Source organism: Dulcicalothrix desertica PCC 7102 (assembly GCF_003991905.1).
Classification (GTDB): Bacteria; Cyanobacteriota; Cyanobacteriia; order Cyanobacteriales; family Nostocaceae; genus Dulcicalothrix; species Dulcicalothrix desertica.
The window spans coordinates 191559-214418 of the sequence record NZ_RSCL01000011.1; the positions used below are offsets into that span (position 1 = coordinate 191559).

Genomic DNA, 22860 nt, shown 5'->3' on the forward strand with positions numbered 1-22860 from the left:
AGTGCCCACCCTACAATCGGGATAATTACCAATTAATTATTAATTAAAAATGCAAAATCAAACATTAGAAGGGTTTCGTCTTTCCCCCCAACAACAACGTCTGTGGTCGTCACAACAAAACGGCTATATCTACTGTTCACAACTAGCAATTCTCATTACTGGAAACCTTAGCGAAAAACTATTAAAATCAGCATTACAAAAAGTCATTAATCGTCATGAAATATTTCGTACAACTTTTCACCACCGACCAGGTGTAAAAATTCCTATCCAAGTTATAGCTGATATAAGTACACAGACATGGCGTAATATTAATTTAAGTAAACAGAAAGAACAAGAGCTAAAACTTAATGAATTATTTCAGGAGGAAAAAAGTCTTATTTCTAATTTAGAAAACAACACGTTGCGTTTGTTTTTGATAACCCTTTCAGAGAATCAACATATACTGCTAATTACTTTACCCTCTTTATGTGCAGATAGTTGGACACTCAAGAACCTACTACACGAAATTTATCAAGCTTATGTATCAGAAGAAACAGGATTGTTGGAACCGATACAATATATCCAATTTTCGGAATGGCAAAATGAACTATTAGAAGAAGATGCAGAAGCTGGAAAAAACTACTGGCTAAACCAAAACCTGAAAACTCAACAACCACTTATCCTTCCCTTTGAAAGCAAAATTGATCAAACTATTCCATTTACCCAAAAGCTTTTTTCTGTAGATTTATCAGATTACTTAGAAAAAATTGATGCTGCGATTAGTAAATCAAACATGAAGCTCTCGGACTTTTTGTTCACCTGCTTCCATATACTCATATCGCGACTTACTACACAATCAAATATTATTATTAATACTTTGTTTTTGGGGAGAAAATACGAAGAAGTTTATGAGACAATGGGGTTATTAGCTCAATCGTTGCCTATTGTTTCTTCAATAGATAAAGAATTTAAATTTTCTGAAGTTTTATATCAAATTAGCTCACAGATTAGCCAAGCTGATAAATATCAGGAATACTTTACTATTTCTGGTGGCGCCGACTCATCAATTAGTTTTGACTTTGAGGAATTGCCCGAAGAGTATCACACAAGTGAAGTTTCTTTATCCCTTTATAAACATTACGTCTGCCTTGACTGCTGCAAACTAAAACTTAGCTGTTTGCACAAGCCAAAATCTCTCGTTGCTCAGTTTCACTACAATGATAATATATATACAGACGAAAACATTCAACGTTTAGCAGAACAATTTCACACTTTAGTAAACAGCGCTGCCTCAAATTTAGAAACTACTGTTGGTAAATTAGAAATTCTTACTGTTCGAGAACGTCATAAGTTATTAGTTGAATTTAATAATACCCAAATTAGTTATCCCCAAGATAAGTGCATTCATCAACTGTTTGAACAACAAGTAGAACAAACCCCAAACAACATAGCTGTGGTGTTTGAAAACCAACATTTGACTTATACAGAACTGAATGCCAAAGCAAATCAACTAGCTTCTTACCTCAAGCGATTAGGTGTTGAAAAAGAGAATATAGTAGGGTTATGTGTAGAACGCTCGCTTGATATTATTATTGGAATATTAGCAATCCTTAAAGCGGGTGCTGCTTACCTACCGCTAGAACCAATATTACCAAAAGCCAATTTAGCTTTTCGCTTGCAGGATGTTCAAGCATCAATTTTGTTAACACAGCAGTCTTTAGTGGAAAAACTTCCTGCTGATGTCGCTCAGATAATCTGCTTAGATACGAGTAGAGAAATTATTGCACAGGAACCTTTTGATAATCTTCAAACAAATGTGCAACCTGAAAACCTTGTTTATGCGCTCTTTACCTCTGGTTCCACAGGTAAACCCAAAGCTGTTGCTGTTGAACATCGGCAACTTGTAAATTACCTATATGCAATTGTGGAAAAATTAAACCTACACCCAGGTGCAAGTTTTGCAACAATTTCTAGTTTTGCAGCAGACTTGGGTAACACAGTAATTTTTCCTGCTTTGTATACGGGTGGATGTTTACATATAATATCTCAAGAACGAGCCGCAGACCCGCAAGCATTAGCAGATTACTTTCTCTTCCATCCAATCGATTGTCTTAAAATTGTCCCCTCTCACCTTGCAACGCTGATGGCATCTTCTCCGACATCATCCATATTGCCTCGACAGTGTTTAGTTTTAGGTGGCGAAGCTAGCAGTTGGGATTTAATTGACATTATCCACCAACAAGCACCTAACTGCCAAATTCTTAACCATTACGGTCCCACAGAAACAACCGTTGGTGTACTAACTTATCACGTGAATCCAACCCCTTCTTCATCTAATATTTCAAATCTCGCCTCCAAAACAGTTCCTCTGGGAAAACCCCTTGCAAATGCCCAAGTTTACATATTGGATAATCAACTACAACCTGTACCTTTTGGTGTTGCGGGTGAACTGTATATTGGTGGCGCCCCTCTAACTAGAGGGTATTTAAACCGACCAGAGTTAACTTTTGAGCGGTTTATTCTCAATCCCTTTACATCGGTTTTAGGAGAAAAGCTTTACAAAACAGGGGACTTAGCCCGCTATTTAACAGATGGTAATATAGAATTCGTTGGACGCATTGACAACCAAGTCAAAATACGTGGTTTCCGTATCGAACTAGGAGAGATTGAAACAATATTCAAGCAACACCAAGCTATACAAGAGGTTGTAGTCTTAGCAACACAGGAAGCACAGCGGGATAAGCGCCTGGTAGCGTATATAGTGACTAGCTCTGAGTTTCGCCGCCATAATCTTCATTCCACACCTATTAATGAACTACTTAAAGAACTACGTAATTTTGGAAAGCAACACTTACCAGAATACATGGTGCCTTCTGCTTTTGTACTGCTAAAAACCCTACCAAGAACACCGAATGGAAAGGTAGATCGCCAAGCGCTACCAGCACTCGTGCAAACTCATCTTGATTTAGAAGCGCAATACATGGCGCCACGGACTTCACTAGAAAAACAGTTAGCTTCTATTTGGGCAAATCTTCTGGGTTTAGAAAAAGTAGGTATTCACGATAACTTCTTTGAATTGGGAGGACATTCTTTACTGATTACCCAGTTGCTTGCTCAAGTAAGGAAAGCATTCCAGATAAATTTGTCTATAAGCTCTTTATTTGAGGTTCCTACTGTCGCAGGATTAGCTGCAAAAATTGAGAATCAGCAAACACCCTCTAGTAATATCCTTGCAACAGTTATCGCTGATGCTGTTTTAGACCCGACAATTTGCTCAAATGGGTTCACCTTTAACCATAATATTTTAGAGAATGTTGTTTTATTAACTGGCGCCACAGGTTTTCTGGGAGCTTTTTTACTTAATGAACTTTTACAACGAACGAGAGCGGATATTTACTGCTTAGTGCGCGCGAACAATATTGAATATGGAAAGCAGAAAATTCAAAGCAGTTTAGAATCCTACTTGCTTTGGGATGAAAAGTTTAGTCAGCGAATTATTTCTGTGGTTGGAGATTTATCTAAACCGTTGTTAGGTTTGTCTCAAGAAGAGTTTCAATTACTAGCAAGTAAAGTTGATACTATTTATCATAATGGAGCGTTAGTTAACTTTACTTATCCTTACTCTGCACTCAAAGCGGCTAATGTTTTAGGAACCCAGGAAATTTTAAGATTAGCAAGTCAAATTAAGCTTAAACCTGTACATTTCATTTCTACTCTTGGTGTTGTTGTAGATGGAGAACAAGATAGTCAAGTCCCATCTACTGGCTACACACAAAGTAAATGGGTTGCAGAAAAATTAGTTACAATTGCTCGTTCGCGCGGTCTTCCCATCAGCATTTACAGGCCAGGGCGCATATCAGGAAGCAGCAAAACAGGCGCCTGCAATACAAACGACCATACCTTTAGAACGATTAAAGGTTGTATTCAACTTGGTAAAGTTCCAGACCGTAACACTACTGTTAATATTAGCCCTGTAGATTATGTGAGCCAAGCAATTGTTCATTTATCCCGGCAAAAAGAGTCATTGGGAAAAATCTTTCACTTAGTAAACCCTCAACCTGCACATTGGCGCCAAATAGTGAACTACATACGCTCCTATGGTTATCCACTCGTAGAAATTCCAGAGTCCAAATGGCAAGCAGAACTACTTAGTAGTAAGAATTTCGAGGAAAACGCTTTATATCCACTAATATCTATGTTCACTGAAGACACAAATAATGCTACTACGCTCACAAGCGAGTTGGAATTAGACTGTCAAGATACACTTGCTGATCTTGCAACAACTTCGATTAATTGTCCACCAGTTAATCAAGAATTATTTAATACGTATTTCTCATATCTGATTAACAGTGGTTTTTTACAATCCAAAAATAACTATAAATACTAAAAATATGTCTTCAACAAGCTTAAATTTGCGTCAGAAACAACATTTAGAAGCACTAATCTCTCGCTTCAATCACCGTACTAATAAATCAAAAAGCTTTGCTCAAACCTACCGTCCATATTTAGCTGACAACAAAGTATTATCTCGCTTTGATTTGCTGACCAAAGAAATGTATTATCCCATTGTAAGCGAACGCTCGTTAGGTTCAAAAATATGGGATGTCAATAACAATGAGTACATTGATTTTATTATGGGCTATGGCACAAATTTATTCGGGCACAACCCACTATTCATCAAACAAGCTTTATTAGAACAACTTGAAAAAGGCATCCAACTTGGTACTCAACCAGAGTTAATTGGTGAAGTCGCTGAAGGAATTTATGAACTGACAGGTCTGGAGCGGGTAGCGTTTAGTAACACAGGAACAGAAGCTGTAATGACAGCTATTCGTTTAGCCAGAACCGTAACAGGGCGTGATAAAATTGTCATATTCTCAGGTTCTTATCATGGCCATTTTGATGAAAGTTTAGTAGAAGTAAACGGAAAAAATGGCAGTGCAAAAATAGTACCAATTTCTCCTGGAATACCAGCCAACTTTGCTACTAATGTTTTAATTTTAGATTATGGCAATGCACAATCACTCGAAGTTATTAAGCAAAATGCTCAACAAATAGCCGCTGTTTTAGTTGAACCAGTGCAAAGTCGCAGACCAGACTTACAACCCAAAGAATTTCTTCAGCAACTGAGACAATTAACACTAGAGTTAGGAATCACTTTAATATTTGATGAAATGGTTACTGGGTTCCGAATTCACTCTGGTGGAGCGCAAGCACATTTCGGTGTAAAAGCAGATTTAGCTACCTACGGCAAGATTATTGGTGGCGGTATGCCAATAAGTATTATTGCTGGCAAATCCGATTATTTAAATACAATTGACGGTGGTACATGGAATTATGGAGATTTATCCTATCCCCAAGTAAAGACAACATTTTTTGCCGGTACATTTTGTAAACACCCCTTAGCTATAGCTGCTGCAGGCGCCGTAATTAAGCATTTAAAAAAAGAAACTGCCCTTCATATGCAGTTGAACGAACGTACATCAAAATTTGTCAACAGACTTAATCATTACTTTGAAAAAGAAGAATTACCCGTCCGTATGGTAAATTTTGGCTCGCTTTTCGGTCGTGCATATGCAGGCAATTCTACATCAGCGGAAGCTAATGCATCTTCATTGAGTTTTGAACTGTTATACTACCAGCTACTCGATAGAGGAATTTTATTGCGTGGAGATGGAGGTTTCTTATCCACAGCCCATACCGATGAAGATATTGATTACGTCCTTTCTGCTGTTAAGGATAGTGTCGAAGAATTACGAAAGGGAGAATTTTTACCTACAAAGAGTCATCAAACAACTCAAGAGAACTTTGAAACCACAACAGTAGCACTAAGTTAACCTTTTTTAGCCAAACATACGCTAATTATTTTATTTTCCAGTTCAATATCAACACAGGAGAAACATTTTATGTCTTCCAAAACTCTCTATTCTGAATATAGCAGTTTTGCCCGGATACTCAATGAAGCTTGGGGACCAGAAAGCAGCGAGACTGCACTACCGCATTTAGAAGAATTATTGCTAAAACATCTGTCTAAAGGGGCAAATATTCTTGAGCTATGTTGTGGTACGGGACAATTAGCACAAAAGCTACAAAACAAAGGATATCAAGTTACTGGAATTGATGGTTCCGCAGAGGTTTTACACTATGCTCGTGAAAACTCACCTAATAGTAAATTTATTCATGAAGACGCGCGCTTTTTCAAATTCCCATTTAACTTTGATGGAGTTGTTTGCGTAGATTATGGTCTTAACCATGTCATTAATCATGAAGAATTATCCAGCGTTTTTAAAAACGTATATGCTGCTCTCATAGAAAATGGCTGGTTTATGTTCGACTTACGCTTGGATAAAACATATGAAGGAAGTTGGAACAATTCTATGATTGGCGATGTCAAAGATGATTATGCCTGGGCGTTAAAACGCCTCTATAAACCTGAAGAAAAAATCGGAAACATTCACATTACTATCTTTCAATTAATCGAGGATAACTGGCAGCGTGCAGACAATACTTGGTTAGTCAGAGGTTATGAGCAGGAAGAGATAATTTCTATGCTCAAAAATGTTGGTTTTACAACAGTAAACTGTTACAGTGTAGAGCGTAATGTTGCAGCCCATGATTTAGATAGAGTTTATTTCGTCTGTATCAAAAATAATTAGGAGATTAACAATAAATTTATAAGAACAAACTGTTGCTCAATTTGATGGGTCATACCAGAGTAGATAAAGATTGGGCAAGTTTGGAAAGCCTTTAGCCCAGAAGGTAAACTTGTAGACAAAAAACTTTCTCAAAGATTTGACAATTTGCTCAAAGTTTGGTTGATAATACTCGTAAGCTACGAACAACAAATTAGTAGGGTGCGTGACGCTATCAAAAAATACAAACGTAGTTATAACATTAGTAGCGTCACGCACCAATTTATCAAAGAATATTATTTTTTATTTTGCAGTATTTTTAATTGATTGCGAAAATCAGAAACCAAAGGATTATTCGGCTCTATTTTTACAGCTTCTTGATATGCCCACATTGCGTTAGTATTTTCACCTAAACGTGTGAGAACAGTCGCTAAACCCATATATCCTTTAAAATGGCGCCGATTTAATTGTACAGTTCTTCGATAAGCTTCTTTTGCTTTCGCATAATCTCCTAAATTAGCGTTGATATATCCTAAAGCGTATTGGTAATCGGGATTATTAGGGGCAAGCTGAACCGCACGTTGAAAAGCTGTTCGAGCAGCAGCCAAGTTACCCTGTTTAACATATAGTATACCTATTCCAGAATGAATTGAAGCATTTCTTGGCTGTATAGTTAACGAACGCTGATAATTGTCTATAGCGCCATTATAATCACCCATATCAAGCAATCTACGTCCTTCATCAAGCAACTGTTTTAACTCAGCATTGTTATTAATGCTACGTTCTGAGGCAACCTGTGCATTTGATGGTATAACTATTGTGGTAATATTTCCAATAAGGACAAAACTTACAACTATTGCCAATTTTGTCATTTTTAGGGATGTGAAATTCAAGGATACCTCCAAGTTAAGCTGTGTAAGGAAAAGTACATATTCATTGACATAGTAGTTACTAAAATGCCAAGCGTCAAGAGATATGTATAACAGAATTTCCAGTTAATTACAATAATTATAAAAAGTGCAAAATGGAATACAGTAGATTTAACTGCATCCCATTAAATATAAACACTATTCAATAACCGCATTGACTAGCAAGCGCATTCCTATTAAATTCAAGCCTAAGTTTTAACCAGGCGCCATAATTGAATTTGATAACATAAATGTTTTTCAAAAATATACTTTGCTTGTAATCCTTCAACAATTGGTTTTTCCAGCCAGCGTTTAAATGCCCAGTTAAAAACTCCGTACAATGGAGGCACCGCAATATTTAAAACGTTTCCAATATATTTACCAGTCGATAACCCAAAAGTCCGAAAGTTGTCAATACACAAATCAATAGTTGGAGTAATTTTGCTAGAAATATCCTCAGTTTTAACTAGCTCAAATCCAGCTTGCCCTAACGCAGTATTAAGCTCTGTAACCACATGACAATTAGAAAAAATACCTTCATTATACTTATCGTCAACACGTAACATATCCGCAAGTAACAAATAACCATCAGAGCTAAGTAAACGTGATGCACACTGAGCAATATCCGAAGCCGCTATGTACTGACTACTTTCGCTAAGAAGAATGAGATTGTAAGAATTTGTTGTCTTAAAATCTTCAAATTTGGTTAAATGGAATGGTGCTTTACAGTTTGTTTGTTTTAAAAACATTTCCTCCTGAAGTCCATCTGGCGCCAGTCCTTCTACCGTAAAACCACGTTCCAGTAAATAACTAGCATTACCTCCTATTCCACAACCGACATCAAGAATAGAATTTACTCCCTCTGGGATAAAGCTTAAAAGTTTATTTGAATAAGCTTCTTGAGCAATACGCAGCTGACTAATAGTCAGTTCCTGATTAGCTACTGGTGGTGATTCCCAATACCCGTAATGTAGGAATGGAGAATTTGTTAGTTCTAAATAATATTGAATCGCTGCATTTTGGTAGCGAGTCGCTGGAGAAATGTTTTTTACGTTGGATTTTTGCATGAGTAATTATGGTAATGTTGACTAAAAACTTTGATGAGACGGTTTAAAATCCTCCCATCTTCGAGAAATTTGTTTATAAGACTCGACGGGAGAAATTACTAAATTGACTAACATATCTACCTCTAATTCATTACCACATTTCAACACCAAAATAATTTTTTTTGCGGATTATAATCATCAACTGCTTTAATAATAGGTATAATGAAGTTAATCTGTTTCGACAGTAACTTGGCTAGAGACAGCTATATACAAACCGATAAGCAGTATTACAAAACCTATCCAATTTGAAAAACTTAACCTTTCCCAAAATATTACCCAAGCAAAAAGGCTACTAATAATTGGCTCTAACAAATGAACCAAGGAAACAACAACCGAGGAAAACTTATTAAGACTATACGTCAATAACCCTTGACCAACAATTTGGCAAACCAAAGCTAGGCTAATCACCCAAGCCCACCCTGAGAGTGTAGAAGGAAAAATTTCATCTCCACTCAATAAAACCAAGGGTAACATCACTATAACAGAAATTCCACATATCCATAATTGTATCGTCACCGAATCGAATTTGGTTCGCAAGTTTTCAACAGTTAGCAAATAAGCAGCAGCAAAAATCGCACTTAAAATTGCGACTGAACTTCCAACTAAATTGCTGGTAGCAGTAGAGAGTTCCTCGATTTCGATGCCAATCGCTCCGGCAAAAGCGATAATCATTCCAATGACAAATTGGCGGTTGAAGCCTTGATTAAATAGTAACCATGCTCCTAAGCTAGTAAATATCGGCGCCAAATTATGTAGTACAGTAGAAATAGCAACACTAGTTTGAGTCAGTGACCAAGCGATGCAAACTAGATTTAAGGCAAACGAAATTCCAGAAGTTGACAATATTAACAAATTTTGATATGTATAAGGCTGCTGTTGTATTGGCTCCCTTGCTTTAAATTGTATTATCACCTTGGCAAACTGCCATAGGGCAAAAAATATAGTAGCTAGCCAAAAGCGATTAAATACAGTAGCATCGGGACTAAGTTCGTTTTCGCTCCATTTAATAAAGATAGAACCGAATGATAGAGCAACTATACCGATAAATAACAAGGCAGGGGAAGCCATAGCTGATATTTTAGCCAATTGTCGCCCAATAAAATTCAGTTGATTTTCCATCTTTTAGCTCGTTCTCCAAAGGAAAACATTAATAAAAATAATAAAATTTGAATAACACTTCAATAATATACACTTATCTCGTTTCCTAGCCACTACCAAAATAGAATTTTACCCCTTTCCGATATCGTAATACACTTTTACCACGTTGATAAACTCAACTTGGTAATGTCAGCCGATAAGTTAATAATGTACTCTTGTTCGGCGCCAAAACTACTTTATTTGCTAACTTAAGTTGCTGTGTATTGAAATTCATTAATCTTTCTTTTAACTTATATAAGATTTTTATATCTGTAAGGTTTATAGTTCTTTTCACTAATGATTTATTAGTTAAAGTTAGTTGTTTATAATTGCTTGTTGAAGAGTAAAATCGCGTTTTAATCGAAGATATATTAGGATAGACAGTTAATATATTAAAGTACAAACTTTGTAATGCTGCTTAGTGGTAGAGTTATACGCATTAAAAACGCTAAAACCCATTTTCTCATCTTATCAAATTACTTCTTGAAATTGGAATAACTCACCGGAATGCACCAGTCCGAGAAACCGGGCATATGAACGACAAATTAAAGGTACGCACGCAAAATTTTTCTCAATAAGCCCGGTTTCTTTGAGCTTGTTGAAAATGGTGCAAGATATAAGCCTCCGACTAGCGGACGGGAGCCACTAGTGATATATGAAAGAAACACAAGGGGCACTAAGGAAAATTTTAGAGATTACAACTACAATTAGTAGTTACCCTGACAGTCAAAACCGTCTTTACAGTGGTGTTAATTATGCCCGTATATAAGCGTGGTTATGAGTGAAAAAGGTGAATTTATTGCTGAAGTGATGGTTGAGCTATCATCTTCCGAATCCTCGACAATGATAATACGTAGGTGGAAGTTCATGAAAGGCGCCTCGCTACAACATTACTTGGCTATAAAGGTGGTACTTCGTTCATTAGTAACCAATACATTCCCAACTGCCGAATTGCATCTGAAAACTGCATAAAATCAACAGGTTTACGGATGTAACTGTTGCACCCTAAGCTATAACTATTGAGCAAATCTTGTTCTTCGTTAGAAGTCGTTAAAACCACCACTGGTAAAAGCTTAGTACGTTCATCTTCTCGCAAACGTCGCAAAACTTCAAGTCCATCGATGCGGGGCAGTTTTAAATCCAATAAAACCACCGTTGGCTTAATATTAATATCGCGTCCTTTATAAATTCCAGTGCCAAAGAGGTAATCTAAAGCCTCGACACCATCATGGGCTACCACAATTTCATTGCCAATGTGATGACGCTTGAGCGCGCGAATCGCTAATGCCTCATCATCAGGATTATCCTCAACCAAAAGGATACTTTTGTTACTTGCAATCACATTCATGCTCCAGCCTCTTCGGTTAACGTAAAGTAAAAAGTAGCTCCTTGTTCCACATTCCCCTCAGCCCAAACTCGACCTGAATGTCGGTGTACAATTCTTTGTACAGTGGCAAGCCCAATTCCATTACCTGGAAATTCTTGCATCCCGTGCAACCGCTGAAAAGGTCCAAATAATTTATCACTATACGTCATATCAAAGCCGACACCATCATCCCGAACAAAGTAAACCTTAGTGCCATCCTCTTTCTGCGTTGCTCCAAACTCAATTTTAGCTTGGGGGTGCTTAGAGGTAAATTTCCAAGAGTTATTAAGTAAGTTTTCTAATAAAACTTGTAGTAAATTAGTATCCCCAGTAGCTCCCAAGTTATTTTGAATTACAAATTCCACCTGCCGCTCGCTCTGATGTTGTAAATTGGTGCAGATGCGGCTAGCTAACATACTTAAATCCACAGGTTTTAAATTTATATCGCTGCGCGTCACGCGCGATAGAGTAAGAAGGTCATCAATTAATTGCCCCATCCGCTGAGTCGCTGACCGAATACGCCGTAAATAGTCTTGCCCAGTTCCATCCAATTCGTTTAGGCAGTCTTCGAGCAGTGCTAAACTGAAACCATCAATACTACGTAAAGGCGCCCGCAGGTCGTGGGAAACTGAGTAGCTAAAAGCTTCGAGTTCTTTGTTAACTACCTTCAAATCAGTAATGGCTTGTTGTAACTCCTGGTTCAAGCCTTGAACACGTTTCTCAGCTTGCTGTCGTTCTATAATTTCGACTCGTAGCTCTGCTAAAAGCTCTCCGTGGTGGAGCGCAACCCCTAAATGGTTAGCAATTTGGCCAACAAAATCGATCTCGTTTGAGTGCCAAGTTCGCGCGGCACTACATTGATGAATACAAAGCAATCCCCATAAATTTTGCTCTAAAAGGAGTGGCACAACCAAATTAGCCCGAACTTGAAATTGGGACAGTATATTAATATGACAATCGCTCAATCCATAATCGTAGATGTCTGCTACTGCCTGAACTCGACCATGTTGATAATGAACTGCAAACTGTTCCCCAAAACAGTGGTCATGAATTTTTTGTCCCATCGCTGACCCAAAAGCTGGGTCTACATCTTCAGAAACAAATTCTCCATCATCCCAACCTGAATTTGGATAAAAGCGGAACATTGCCACCCGATCTGCTTTTAAAAGCTGACGAACCTCAGTAGCAGTAGCTTGAAAAATTGTTTCCAAATCTAAAGGTTGCCGCAGACGGGTAATTACATGGAATAATGCTTTCTGTTGTTCTATTAAGGAACTCGCTTTTGCGATTTCTTGTTCGTAGTGCTGGACTTCGCCTGCTAAAATCTGTTTAATCTGCTTGAATGTTGCTTCATCTGGACATAAACTTCGCAATCTTGACAATGTTTCTAGATTCATCAGTTTTAGCTACTTAACTTCAAAAATCGCCTCTTTTATCTATCGCGCCTTGGTTACACGCAAATGCATTGTTTCCTAAATACTAAGATAACACTATATGATGTTTATTAGCAGCCGAACAGCGTTACAACGTTACGAAAGCGATGGTAAGGGTAACCCTACAAACTTTGCACGCATTTCGCATTTTCATATCGATGAGTATTTAATTTGGATATTTAGTACGTGCGCTTACTTTCTCTAACAAGCACAAAATAATTTCTCAATTTTTACTGCAACATACTCAGTAAATTATGAGGAGTGATTTTATTCAATACATTGTGAAAGCATCAAAAGTTACCCAATTACAACTGGCATACATCTATACTAACTAAATATGTAGTCGCAGCAAACCTTACTAATTATAATCGTAGATGTCTGTAAAAAACTTTTAAGGATTATAGATATTTTTATGGTTATCCATAAGAATTTTATATACATTCGTATTTAGATATGGAAAGAGCGCGTTTTATTTTTTATAGGCACCAATTTCTTGCTTTGAATACCTAACATAACTTATTCTCAATATTAGTATCTTTTTTGCAAGGTAATTACGGCTAACCCTACCAAACAGGCAATTCCCGTGTTAGAAGCATTCGTATTCGCTACAGTGTTATGCGGATTTTTTGGCATAATTCTGAAAAAAAATTTGGTGATGAAAATCATCTCTATGGATGTAATGAGTACAGGGGTTATTGCCTATTATGTGCTAATTGCATCGCGAGAGGGCTTATTCACGCCAATTGTTTCTTCATCCGTCAAAAATGGTGCTTATTCCGACCCAGTTCCCCAAGCAATTATTTTAACTGCGATTGTAATCGGTTTCTCGATTCAGGCGTTAATGCTTGTTGGTGTCATGAAGTTGGCACGTGATAATCCGACATTAGAAACCAATGAGATTGAGAAGAATAATACACCATGACCACCATTACAATCGCATGGATTGCACTACCGTTTTTTCTGGGGTTCGTCATTTATCTATTCCCCAAGCTTGACAAATTTCTCGCACTATGCGGTACCGTTATTTCTGGTGCTTATGCGTTAAAGCTATTTGTCGAAAATTCCCCTATTAAACTACAGCTTGTAGACCATTTCGGTGTCATATTACTAGTCGATCAGCTGACTGGCTACTTTATATTAACCAATGCGCTGGTAACGACTGCTGTTTTACTCTACTGTTGGCGTACCGATAAATCGACTTTCTTTTACGCACAAACCATCATTTTGCATGGTAGCGTCAATGCCGCCTTTGCTTGTTCTGATTTTATCAGTTTATATGTGGCGTTAGAAGTCAGTGGTATTGCCGCGTTCCTTCTAATTGCTTATCCCCGCACCGACCGTTCGCTTTGGGTTGGTTTAAGCTATTTGTTTGTTAGCAACACGGCGATGTTGTTTTATCTTGTAGGCGCCGCGTTGGTTTACAAAGCAAATCATTCGTTTGATTTTGTTGGGTTGCGTGGGGCGCCTCCAGAAGCATTAGCCCTGATATTTCTGGGATTATTGATAAAAGGAGGGGTTTTTGTATCGGGATTGTGGCTACCTTTAACCCACTCAGAATCAGAGACTCCTGTGTCAGCGTTACTATCGGGAGTTGTCGTTAAAACTGGGATACTTCCATTGCTACGTTGTGCTTTAGTTGTAGAGGAAATCGAGCCAATTGTCAGAATATTTGGAATTTCGGCAACTCTTTTAGGAGTAATCTACGCCATTTTTGAAAAAGATACCAAGCGTATGCTAGCGCTAAGTACTATTTCGCAGTTAGGCTGGATTCTCGCTGCACCAGTAGTAGGTGGCTTTTACGCGCTTGCACATGGAATAGTTAAAGCGGCGCTTTTTCTATCAGCAGGCGCCTTGCCAACCCGTGATCTCAAGCTACTGCAACAAAAGCCAATTAATACTGGGGTATGGATTGCTCTAGTTATTACCAGCTTATCAATTTCGGGCACTCCCTTGTTGGTTGGCTTCGGGGCGAAGATGTTAACCATGAAAAATTTATTGCCTTGGCAATCAATCATCATGAATATTGCCGCAGTCGGAACGGCAATTACTTATTCCAGATTTATATTTCTGCCGCATAACCGACAAGAAGAGGTACGCTCCAACTTTTTGGTACCAGTAATCTTTCTGATTGGCGCCCTTGTCGTCACAAATCTTTTTTATTACGAGGCATATACCGTTGCGAATATCGTAAAAGCGCTGGCAATAGTAGGTATTGGCTGTTTGGCGTATGTATTAATTTTCAAACGGACATTTGTGAAACTGCCGCGTATGCTTGAGCGATTTGAGCATCTTGTTGGTTTTATGAGCTTAACTTTGATTCTGCTGTTCTGGATGAGATTTGCCGCATGATTGGACATTTTGTACTACGACTACTAATTTGGTTTTTGCTTACCGCCAATTTTACAGTCGCGAATACTATAATTGGTATTTGCATCGCTGTTTTATTACCACGCACCAACGCGACAAGAGAAACATTAAAAGATTGGTTCCCAATGCTGTGGAAAATTATATTAGTAGTTCCACAAGCATATATAGAAGCGTTTGAGTTACTCGTTCGTCCTCATAAATATGAAGAAGTAGTTATGGAGCGAGTATTATCAAAACGCTCACCCAGAATGATTTTCTTGGATGTATTTTTAATTACTTTTACACCCAAGACCATTGTTTTAAAATACCACGAAGAAGGTTGGTACGAAGTTCACCAAATTCGACGCAGGAGAAGTCCATGAACTTAAACATAGTATTAATTGCAATGATTTTGGCGTTACTTATACCATTTTATGAAGCTTGGAGAGACGATGATATCTGGCAAAAAATGCTGGCATTAGCAAGTATTTCTAGCAAAACGGCAATTATAGTATTAGTCGTTTCTGTTTTACGTGATGATTGGATGATTGGTGTCGTTGCCGCAATTATTTTAAGTGTGGGTAATGCTGGGTTTATGCTGCTAGCAAATGTAATCAAGAGAATGGGTGATGTATGATAAATATCTTAAGTTATACATGTATAACTGTAGGAATTGTCTTCTGGTTTTGGGGAACTTCTTTCTTACTGGGTAATCGCTCGGTATTATACAAGCTGCACAGTCTTTCGGTTGCAGATACTTTAGGGTCAATTGCTATTCTCGTAGGACTATTGTTAAAAAGACCCAATGAATGGCCACTACTTATCCTTGGCATTATCTGTTTGGCAATTTGGAACACCATGTTAGGGTACGTACTAGCATACTGCTCTACAGCACCTAGTGAGGTAAGCAATGACTGATACTTATATATATTTCATCATTGCTCTGTTACCTTTGTCTGCTTGCATGTTAGTACTTCAAGCAAATCCTTATAATGCATTGGTCATTCGTGGCATTTTAGGAGCAATTGCGGCAATGGTGTATGGAATTTTAGGCGCCGCAGATGTTGCGTTGACCGAAGCATTAATGGGCACCATGCTTGCCATTACTTTGTATGCTGTGGCAGTACGCTCATCAATGGTGATGCGTTTAGGTGTGCTAAAAGGGACAACAGAAACAGATAAAAATACCTCTGAACTGGAAAACGTTATAGCTAACATCCGAACAATTTTTAACAAACGCCATATGCGTTTGGAGTTAGTACCATACACTGATACACAAGCATTACATCGCGCGTTGATGGAAAAAGAAGTACATGCGACCTGTGTCCACTCACAATTAAATAATGAAGAACCAATACAAACCGTAATCAGACTGCAACGCATCTACGACATCATGCAAGCCGAACTTTCATCACCAGGGACAACCCTGACTTATGTAAGTGCGTCACATTTGGGGGAACAGCAATGAAATGGATTTACGTATTAGCAGGGATAGCATTATATATCAAAATGCTTGTCATCGCCAATCCGGCGCCAGACTATCCTATATCTATTGTCGATGCAGTGGTCAAAGATAGTGGTGTATCTAATGCGGTTTCGGGAATCATTTTCAGAAATCGTTTATATGACACCATCTTCGAGGTGGTAGTATTTACCATCTCCATATTAGGTGCCAACTTTTTACTAGCAACAGAAAAGCCTTCTACTGAAGTCCATCATTTCACAGATAAACCATCTGTAATATTAGCACGTTTAGGAGCAACTATTGCAGCATTAGTAGGTATCGAACTAGCAATTCGAGGACACCTCAGTCCCGGTGGTGGTTTTGCAGCAGGTGTAGCAGGTGGAACCGCTATTGGTCTCGTAGCTATTACCGCACCACCAGAATGGATGCAGGCAATTTATAAACGATGGCACGCTGCCATATTAGAAAAACTTTCAGTACTCGTTTTCATTGTACTGTCAGTCGTTACTCTAGCAGGCGCCGAACTACCACACGGAGAACTAGGAGCGCTATTCAGTGGTGGAATTCTCCCCATCCTCAACATCCTAGTAGCAGCAAAAGTAGCACTAGGTTCATGGGCAGTAATCCTAGTCTTCATCCGCTACCGAGGACTATTGTAGGTTGGGTGGAGGCTTTGCGGAACCCAACATATTAAATTTAAATATATTGGGTTTCGTTAAAAATTTTTAATACTAGTGTTCCAAACCGCAACAATGAAGGAAAATGAGTTGTGGCTTCCAACACACACCACATCAACTACGAAGAATGAACGACACATACAGCTTCAACTTCAATCCTTCACGAGCCATGACAGCTCTAAAACAGCGTCAACACGATGACATAAAATACTACAATGCGCGTAACGAACTCTTCAAATTATCACTAATGGCAGACTACGACCAGTTAGTTTGCCTTCCAGCACTTACCGCAATTGACAAACACTGGTATCAAATAGAAACAGCTAGAAAAGTATTGCGACAATTAGGAGGACGTGCATTACTTGCTGACGAGGTAGGATTAGGTAAAACTATTGAAGCAGGCTTAATACTTAGTGAATACCTAGCCAGAGGAATGATTCAATCAATATTGATACTAACACCCGCTTCGCTGGTTTCTCAATGGCAATTAGAACTAGCTTCCAAGTTTGGTATTTCTTCCATCACTACCGATGATGATAGTAGACAACAAAACCCCGAAGAATTTTGGACAGCTAATCAAAAAATTGTAGCATCTCTCAATACCGCAAAATCTGCAAAACATTACCCTTTGGTAACATCACGTAGCTGGGATTTAGTTGTAGTTGATGAAGCACATCATTTGAAAAACCGCAATACCCTAAACTGGAAAGTTGTTAATGCTTTAAATAAAAGATTTATTCTCATGTTGACCGCAACACCAGTACAAAACTCTTTGGTGGAACTATTTAATTTACTCACTTTATTAAAACCAGGTTTACTTAAGACTGAAGCGGACTTTAAGCGAGAATACGTTTCCAGCAAAAATGGCAGAGTACCGAAAAATCAAGAAAAGTTGCGGAGTCTTATGCGTGAAGTCATGATACGCAACACTCGTTCTTTAGTCGATGTCCAGTTACCTAAAAGATTTGCTACTACTATTACTGTTACTCCTAGTGACACTGAAAAGAAACTTTACCAAGATTTGAGTAACTTTTTACGTGTACATTCCGAAGACCTTGATAAGTTATCTCGTACAAACTTACTTATGCGCGCAGGTTCTAGTATAAATGCGCTATCGGAATCTTTAAAAAATCTTTCCAAGAAGTTAGATAATGAGGAATTAAAGACTTTAATTCGACGTGCAGGGCAAATTAAGCAAGTTGAAAAAGCTAAAAGTTTAGTCGAACTATTAAAAAAATCATCACAGAAAACTATAGTCTTTACTACACATCGACCAACTTCAGCGTATTTGGCACAAATCTTTACAGAAGCAGGTATTGAGTTTGCTGAGTTTTTGGGAGATATGACATTAAAACAAAAGGATGCAGCAATTGAAGCGTTTCGGGATACTGTTCATGTTTTGCTCGCATCAGAAACTGGGGGAGAAGGACGCAATATTCAATTTGCCAATTGTATTGTTAATTATGACTTACCCTGGAACCCAATGAAAATTGAACAACGTATCGGTAGAATTCACCGCATTGGGCAAACTCAGGATGTGTTTATTTTTAACTTTTGTCAGAAAGATAGTATTGAAGAATATATATTGAGAATATTACATGATAAGATTAATATGTTTGAACTGGTGGTTGGTGAAATTGAGACTATTTTAGGCAACGTTGATGATGATTTCGATTTTGGTGAGATAATCATGGATATTTGGCTAAAAAATCAGTCGCTTCCTGAGTTAGATACTGCTTTTGAAAATTTAGCTGATAATTTGCTTAAGGCTAAAGATAAATATAAAGAGACACAAGAGTTGGATGAGCAAATTTTTGGTGAAGATTTTGAAGCTTAGATAAACGAACCGCAAAGTACGCTGCATTTCGCAAAGAATAAATATAAAAGAGGAGTGCTATTATATGATTATTATATCTGACCCAATTATTAATACGTTGGAGAAGGTTGTTTCTGTTTGTGATGGGTTATCTGAAGTTGTTAATGAGAAAACTATTCAGGTTGTTCTACCAGAAAAGGTTGCAAGCTCTTTGGGTGTTGATGAGGAAACTGTATTTAGCACGGTTATTGATACTCCTAACAGTCAATTTGTTAGTTACCACTCTGAGCTTTTAAATAAGTTTTTGGATATTCTTGCTGGTGTTGGTAGTGTTACTGCTTTGGAAGTTAAGTATGAAAGTTATTTGAAAGCTTCTGGGTTTGAGAAATTAGTTACTCAAAAGATAGTACCACTTAATGGCTTAATGCGTTACGTCGGCGCCGAGCCAAAAACAACTCGTTATATATTTTGTAATGTAGCATATGTTGCTGAAGCCGATGAAAAAAGAATCGGAATGGTTTCGTTTATTATAAATGAATTTACCGGAGTGGCGCCTGTCGATATTGGTGATGCGTTACTATGGGAATCTGATTTAGTTCCAGTCGATGATTGTTTACTTCCAGAAACCACTTCAGATTTAGAATTATCTAATATAATTGAAACAAAATCAGCAGAGTTAATTAAAACTGATTTAGAAAAATGGTCAGCCAAATTAAATCGAGCTAGAGAAAGAGACGAAGACAGATTAAAAAATTATTACGGTACCATTAGCTCAGAAATTGCCACCAAGATAAAAAATAAAAATCTAGAAGGTGAAGATAAAGATAAAGAGTTAGCACGCATTGAAGCAACTAATCGTGAGCTAGAAAGAAAGCTTGAAGATATCAAAGAACGCTACACACTCAAAGTCTCTGCTGAATTATATAGCGCTATTGTATTACATCTACCAACAGTACATATCACCTGCACTCTCCAAAAAAAGAAAGCAAAAAGAGATATAACCTTAGTTTGGAACCCATTTACTAAAATATTGGAACCTTTACGCTGTGAGGTAACAAGAGAACCAATATACAAATTTTACCTCGATGAGAAAGATGCAAAAATAATAAGCGCCAAACATTGGGAATCTTATTAATGAATTTTAGTGCTATGTGGTAGATATTGTAAAATAATTTTTACCAAATTAATTGGTATTTTGGTAAAAGGTTGGTAATATACTACTAAGCGTTAATTTTACGACAATGATGAATAGAAGACAGATTGTTGCTTTCATTGGTGCTGCGGTTGCGAGTATGTTACTGGCGATAGGGGCTTCGCTATTAATTCCCTCGATATCAACTTTGGTAGCGCAATCTAACCCTACTTTGTTGGTATCTACAGCAGCTAGCTTAAAGGATGCGATGGAGGAAATAAAGACTAACTACCAACAAAGTCAGTCAGAAGTTATAATTAATTTTAATTTTGGCGCCTCTGGTGGTTTGCTGCAACAAATTCAGCAAGGCGCCCCAGCTGATATATTTATCTCTGCTGGGAAAAAGCAGGTAGATACTTTGGAGCAAGCAGGAAAGTTAGTTCCAGGTACTCGCGACGTTTTAGCAAAGAACCGTTTGGTATTGATTGTCCCTAGAAATAGCACTGGTGTAACAAGTTTCTTTGACCTTAGCAAAGACAATATTAGAAAAATTGCGATTGGTGAACCTAGGAGTGTACCAGCAGGACAATATGCTGAACAAGTTTTGCAAAAGTTAAAGATTTATGACAAATTGAAATCCAAGTTCGTTTACGCTAATAATGTGCGTCAAGTTTTAGCTGCCGTAGAATCTGGTAATGCTGATGCAGGTTTGGTTTATCAAACTGATGCGGCAATTTCTAACAAAGTTAAAATAGTCGTTGCAGCTTCGGAAACATATCATTCACCTATTGTGTATCCAATGGCAGTGTTGAAACAGAGTAAAAATGTGAGAGCAGCAACAGAGTTTGTACAGTATTTATCTAGTGAGCAGGCTAAAAGCATTCTCAATAAATACGGATTTATCCTGCCTTAGTAATATTTAAAATAACTATGCCTCAAGATTTAACTCCCCTTTGGTTATCAGTAAAAACTTCTTTACTAGCAACATTTATTACCTTCTTTGCTGGTATTGCTGCTGCCTATTGGATGCTGAGATATCGCGGTAAAGGCAAATCGTTCATTGAGGGAATATTTGTTTCTCCGTTGATTTTACCTCCTACAGTAGTTGGCTTTTTGCTGTTGATGTTTTTTGGTAAATATGGAATAGCAGGGCAATTTCTAGATAAATTCGCTGGGTTTAGTGTTGTTTTTAACTGGTACGGCGCCGCAATTGCTGCAACTGTAGTTTCTTTTCCATTAATGTATCGTACAGCGTTAGGGGCTTTTGAACAAATCGACGAAAATCTTTTATTGGTAGCGAAAACTCTTGGCGCCAAACAATCAACAATATTTTGGCGCATTATATTACCTCTATCGTTACCAGGAGTTTTGGCAGGGACAACATTAGCTTTTGCTCGTGCCTTAGGAGAGTTTGGCGCCACATTAATGCTAGCAGGTAATATTCCAGGTCAAACTCAAACAATGCCATTAGCGATTTACTTTGCCGTAGAAGGGGGAGCAAATAACGAGGCTTTGTTTTGGTCGCTAGTAATAATGTGTACATCATTATCAGGAATTATTGGAGCAAATGTTTGGCAAGAAGTACGTAAGAAAAAAGTAAGACCTAAAAAACAAGAAAAATTTACTCAAGACCAAATAAATTATACAGACGCGATAAATTGTAGAGACGCGATGAATCGCGTCTCTACGAATTCTTGCCTTATCGTTGATATTTATAAACAACTTCCAGATTTTGAATTACAAGTATCATTCAATGCAGACAACCAACCTTTAGGGTTATTGGGGGGTTCAGGCGCCGGGAAAAGTATGATTTTACGTTGTTTGGCAGGAGTAGAAACACCAACAGAAGGTAAAATAACTTTGAATGGAAAAGTTCTATTTGACTCTGAACGTAAAATTAATATACCTTCACGCGAGCGCAAGATAGGTTTTGTAGTTCAAAATTACGCTCTGTTTCCTCATATGACAGTAGCAGAAAATATTGCCTTTGGTTTACAAAAAAAAATTTCTAGTAAAGCAATTAAACAACAAGTAGAAGCTCACTTAATAGCTCTACAATTACCAGGACTAGGTAATAGGTATCCCCATCAACTTTCTGGAGGACAACAACAAAGAGTCGCATTAGCAAGAGCATTAGCTTCGCAACCCGAAGCGCTGCTATTAGATGAACCATTTTCAGCGTTGGACACTTATTTACGAAGCCAACTCGAACAAGAAATGATTGCAAAACTTGCTGATTACGGTGGTGTATCTTTATTCGTAACTCATAATATGGAAGAAGCTTATAGAGTTTGTTCAAATTTATTGGTATTAGAGCAAGGCAAAGCTATACAATATGGTTATAAACATGAGATTTTTGAACGACCACAAACTGTTACCGTTGCTAAAATTACAGGTTGTAAAAACTTTTCCACAGCAGTTGTTAAACAGTTAGAACAAGTAGAAGCTATTGATTGGGGTTGTACATTGCGAGTAATCGAACCAATCCCTTATAATTCTTCTAATATTGCCATTCGCGCGCATCAAATTACTTTCACCAACGATTCTAATCAAGAAAATACATTTTCATGTTGGTTAGCAAATAGCATCGAAACACCGCACCGAATGACATTATTTTTAAAATTACACAATCCTCCTGAAAGCAAAAGCGATTATCATTTGCAAGCAGAGATATTTAAAGAAAAATGGGTGACACTTAAAGACCGACCCTTGCCTTGGTATGTATGTTTAGATTCCCTGCGATTGATTTTAATGGAGTAAAACGTAGTAACTTACATTCAAGTTATTATCTACCAACTAAGTAAGTAATGAAAGTGGTTCACATATATCTAGATATAGTACAAGAAAACTATATCACTAAGTA

At 37.7% G+C, this 22860-nt stretch carries 20 protein-coding genes and 1 pseudogene; 16 read left to right on the plus strand and 5 right to left on the minus strand.

From position 1 onward, the window contains the following. Positions 1-49: 49 nt before the first annotated feature. The 4 genes and pseudogenes from DSM106972_RS23315 to DSM106972_RS53710 form a co-directional block, all read left to right on the plus strand. Complete coding sequence (locus tag DSM106972_RS23315) at positions 50-4366, plus strand: non-ribosomal peptide synthetase family protein (RefSeq protein ID WP_127082950.1); 4317 nt, start codon at positions 50-52, stop codon at positions 4364-4366. Positions 4367-4370: 4 nt separating this feature from the next. Continuing rightward, positions 4371-5816, plus strand: coding sequence for an aspartate aminotransferase family protein (locus DSM106972_RS23320; protein ID WP_127082951.1), 1446 nt, complete (start codon positions 4371-4373; stop codon positions 5814-5816). A 69-nt stretch (positions 5817-5885) separates the two neighbouring features. Beyond that, the gene (locus tag DSM106972_RS23325) at positions 5886-6635 is read left to right on the plus strand and encodes a class I SAM-dependent DNA methyltransferase (protein ID WP_127082952.1); all 750 of its coding nucleotides are present in this window, start codon (positions 5886-5888) and stop codon (positions 6633-6635) included. Between the two features lie 45 nt (positions 6636-6680). Next, positions 6681-6829 (plus strand): annotated as a pseudogene (locus tag DSM106972_RS53710) (NADPH-dependent FMN reductase); the annotation flags it as partial. 78 nt (positions 6830-6907) lie between these two features. On the opposite strand, the gene DSM106972_RS23335 reads toward DSM106972_RS53710, so the two are convergent. The 5 genes from DSM106972_RS23335 to DSM106972_RS23355 all read right to left on the minus strand — a co-directional run bounded on the left by DSM106972_RS23335 (position 6908) and on the right by DSM106972_RS23355 (position 12525). Beyond that, a complete protein-coding gene (locus DSM106972_RS23335; RefSeq protein ID WP_127082953.1) occupies positions 6908-7483 on the minus strand; it encodes a tetratricopeptide repeat protein in 576 nt (191 codons plus the stop codon). A gap of 245 nt (positions 7484-7728) precedes the next feature. After that, positions 7729-8586, minus strand: a complete 858-nt coding sequence (locus DSM106972_RS23340; RefSeq protein ID WP_127082954.1) for a methyltransferase domain-containing protein — start codon at positions 8584-8586, stop codon at positions 7729-7731. Positions 8587-8793: 207 nt separating this feature from the next. Continuing rightward, a complete protein-coding gene (locus DSM106972_RS23345) occupies positions 8794-9744 on the minus strand; it encodes a DMT family transporter (protein WP_127082955.1) in 951 nt (316 codons plus the stop codon). Positions 9745-10660: 916 nt separating this feature from the next. Then, entirely contained in the window at positions 10661-11110 is a 450-nt protein-coding gene (locus DSM106972_RS23350) for a response regulator (RefSeq protein WP_127082956.1), read from the minus strand. Then, positions 11107-12525, minus strand: coding sequence for a GAF domain-containing protein (locus DSM106972_RS23355; RefSeq protein ID WP_127082957.1), 1419 nt, complete (start codon positions 12523-12525; stop codon positions 11107-11109). The genes DSM106972_RS23350 and DSM106972_RS23355 overlap by 4 nt, the downstream gene beginning before the upstream one ends. Before the next feature lie 97 nt (positions 12526-12622). Here DSM106972_RS23355 and DSM106972_RS51515 point away from each other — a divergent pair, with 97 nt between their 5' ends. The 12 genes from DSM106972_RS51515 (at position 12623) to modB (ending at position 22757) form a co-directional block, all read left to right on the plus strand. Further along, positions 12623-12766, plus strand: coding sequence for a hypothetical protein (locus DSM106972_RS51515; RefSeq protein WP_158632867.1), 144 nt, complete (start codon positions 12623-12625; stop codon positions 12764-12766). A 378-nt stretch (positions 12767-13144) separates the two neighbouring features. After that, on the plus strand, positions 13145-13483 hold the full coding sequence (locus DSM106972_RS23360; RefSeq protein ID WP_127082958.1) for an NADH-quinone oxidoreductase subunit K: 339 nt from the start codon (positions 13145-13147) through the stop codon (positions 13481-13483). Next, a complete protein-coding gene (locus tag DSM106972_RS23365) occupies positions 13480-14910 on the plus strand; it encodes a cation:proton antiporter (RefSeq protein WP_127082959.1) in 1431 nt (476 codons plus the stop codon). The genes DSM106972_RS23360 and DSM106972_RS23365 overlap by 4 nt, the downstream gene beginning before the upstream one ends. After that, a complete protein-coding gene (locus DSM106972_RS23370; protein ID WP_127082960.1) occupies positions 14907-15290 on the plus strand; it encodes a Na+/H+ antiporter subunit E in 384 nt (127 codons plus the stop codon). The genes DSM106972_RS23365 and DSM106972_RS23370 overlap by 4 nt, the downstream gene beginning before the upstream one ends. Next, complete coding sequence (locus DSM106972_RS23375) at positions 15287-15544, plus strand: hypothetical protein (RefSeq protein ID WP_127082961.1); 258 nt, start codon at positions 15287-15289, stop codon at positions 15542-15544. Before DSM106972_RS23370 ends, DSM106972_RS23375 begins: the two co-directional genes overlap by 4 nt. Beyond that, on the plus strand, positions 15541-15825 hold the full coding sequence (locus tag DSM106972_RS23380) for a monovalent cation/H(+) antiporter subunit G (protein WP_127082962.1): 285 nt from the start codon (positions 15541-15543) through the stop codon (positions 15823-15825). Before DSM106972_RS23375 ends, DSM106972_RS23380 begins: the two co-directional genes overlap by 4 nt. Continuing rightward, positions 15818-16375 carry a DUF4040 domain-containing protein gene (locus DSM106972_RS23385; protein ID WP_127082963.1) on the plus strand — a complete coding sequence of 186 codons (558 nt, stop codon included), beginning with the start codon at positions 15818-15820 and terminating at the stop codon, positions 16373-16375. Before DSM106972_RS23380 ends, DSM106972_RS23385 begins: the two co-directional genes overlap by 8 nt. Then, positions 16372-17031: a Na(+)/H(+) antiporter subunit B gene (locus DSM106972_RS23390; RefSeq protein WP_127082964.1), complete on the plus strand. Its 660-nt coding sequence runs from the start codon at positions 16372-16374 to the stop codon at positions 17029-17031. The genes DSM106972_RS23385 and DSM106972_RS23390 overlap by 4 nt, the downstream gene beginning before the upstream one ends. Before the next feature lie 145 nt (positions 17032-17176). Next, on the plus strand, positions 17177-18886 hold the full coding sequence (locus DSM106972_RS23395; RefSeq protein ID WP_127082965.1) for a DEAD/DEAH box helicase: 1710 nt from the start codon (positions 17177-17179) through the stop codon (positions 18884-18886). Positions 18887-18950: 64 nt separating this feature from the next. Continuing rightward, positions 18951-20000, plus strand: a complete 1050-nt coding sequence (locus tag DSM106972_RS23400) for a hypothetical protein (protein WP_127082966.1) — start codon at positions 18951-18953, stop codon at positions 19998-20000. A 109-nt stretch (positions 20001-20109) separates the two neighbouring features. Beyond that, entirely contained in the window at positions 20110-20910 is an 801-nt protein-coding gene (gene modA / locus DSM106972_RS23405) for a molybdate ABC transporter substrate-binding protein (RefSeq protein ID WP_127083057.1), read from the plus strand. A gap of 17 nt (positions 20911-20927) precedes the next feature. Continuing rightward, positions 20928-22757 (plus strand): molybdate ABC transporter permease subunit, encoded by a 1830-nt coding sequence (gene modB, locus DSM106972_RS23410; RefSeq protein ID WP_127082967.1) that lies wholly within the window; start codon positions 20928-20930, stop codon positions 22755-22757. Positions 22758-22860 lie beyond the last annotated feature (103 nt).

Coding starts and splice junctions, on each gene's coding strand:
- DSM106972_RS23320 (WP_127082951.1), top strand. CDS start 4,371: ATGTCTTCAACAAGCTTAAATTTGCGTCAGAAACAACATTTAGAAGCA.
- DSM106972_RS23340 (WP_127082954.1), bottom strand. CDS start 8,586: ATGCAAAAATCCAACGTAAAAAACATTTCTCCAGCGACTCGCTACCAA.
- DSM106972_RS23325 (WP_127082952.1), top strand. CDS start 5,886: ATGTCTTCCAAAACTCTCTATTCTGAATATAGCAGTTTTGCCCGGATA.
- DSM106972_RS23385 (WP_127082963.1), top strand. CDS start 15,818: ATGACTGATACTTATATATATTTCATCATTGCTCTGTTACCTTTGTCT.
- DSM106972_RS23355 (WP_127082957.1), bottom strand. CDS start 12,525: ATGAATCTAGAAACATTGTCAAGATTGCGAAGTTTATGTCCAGATGAA.
- DSM106972_RS23335 (WP_127082953.1), bottom strand. CDS start 7,483: ATGACAAAATTGGCAATAGTTGTAAGTTTTGTCCTTATTGGAAATATT.
- DSM106972_RS23390 (WP_127082964.1), top strand. CDS start 16,372: ATGAAATGGATTTACGTATTAGCAGGGATAGCATTATATATCAAAATG.
- DSM106972_RS23365 (WP_127082959.1), top strand. CDS start 13,480: ATGACCACCATTACAATCGCATGGATTGCACTACCGTTTTTTCTGGGG.
- DSM106972_RS51515 (WP_158632867.1), top strand. CDS start 12,623: ATGATGTTTATTAGCAGCCGAACAGCGTTACAACGTTACGAAAGCGAT.
- modB (WP_127082967.1), top strand. CDS start 20,928: ATGCCTCAAGATTTAACTCCCCTTTGGTTATCAGTAAAAACTTCTTTA.
- DSM106972_RS23350 (WP_127082956.1), bottom strand. CDS start 11,110: ATGAATGTGATTGCAAGTAACAAAAGTATCCTTTTGGTTGAGGATAAT.
- DSM106972_RS23400 (WP_127082966.1), top strand. CDS start 18,951: ATGATTATTATATCTGACCCAATTATTAATACGTTGGAGAAGGTTGTT.
- DSM106972_RS23395 (WP_127082965.1), top strand. CDS start 17,177: ATGAACGACACATACAGCTTCAACTTCAATCCTTCACGAGCCATGACA.
- DSM106972_RS23370 (WP_127082960.1), top strand. CDS start 14,907: ATGATTGGACATTTTGTACTACGACTACTAATTTGGTTTTTGCTTACC.
- DSM106972_RS23315 (WP_127082950.1), top strand. CDS start 50: ATGCAAAATCAAACATTAGAAGGGTTTCGTCTTTCCCCCCAACAACAA.
- DSM106972_RS23380 (WP_127082962.1), top strand. CDS start 15,541: ATGATAAATATCTTAAGTTATACATGTATAACTGTAGGAATTGTCTTC.
- modA (WP_127083057.1), top strand. CDS start 20,110: ATGAATAGAAGACAGATTGTTGCTTTCATTGGTGCTGCGGTTGCGAGT.
- DSM106972_RS23375 (WP_127082961.1), top strand. CDS start 15,287: ATGAACTTAAACATAGTATTAATTGCAATGATTTTGGCGTTACTTATA.
- DSM106972_RS23345 (WP_127082955.1), bottom strand. CDS start 9,744: ATGGAAAATCAACTGAATTTTATTGGGCGACAATTGGCTAAAATATCA.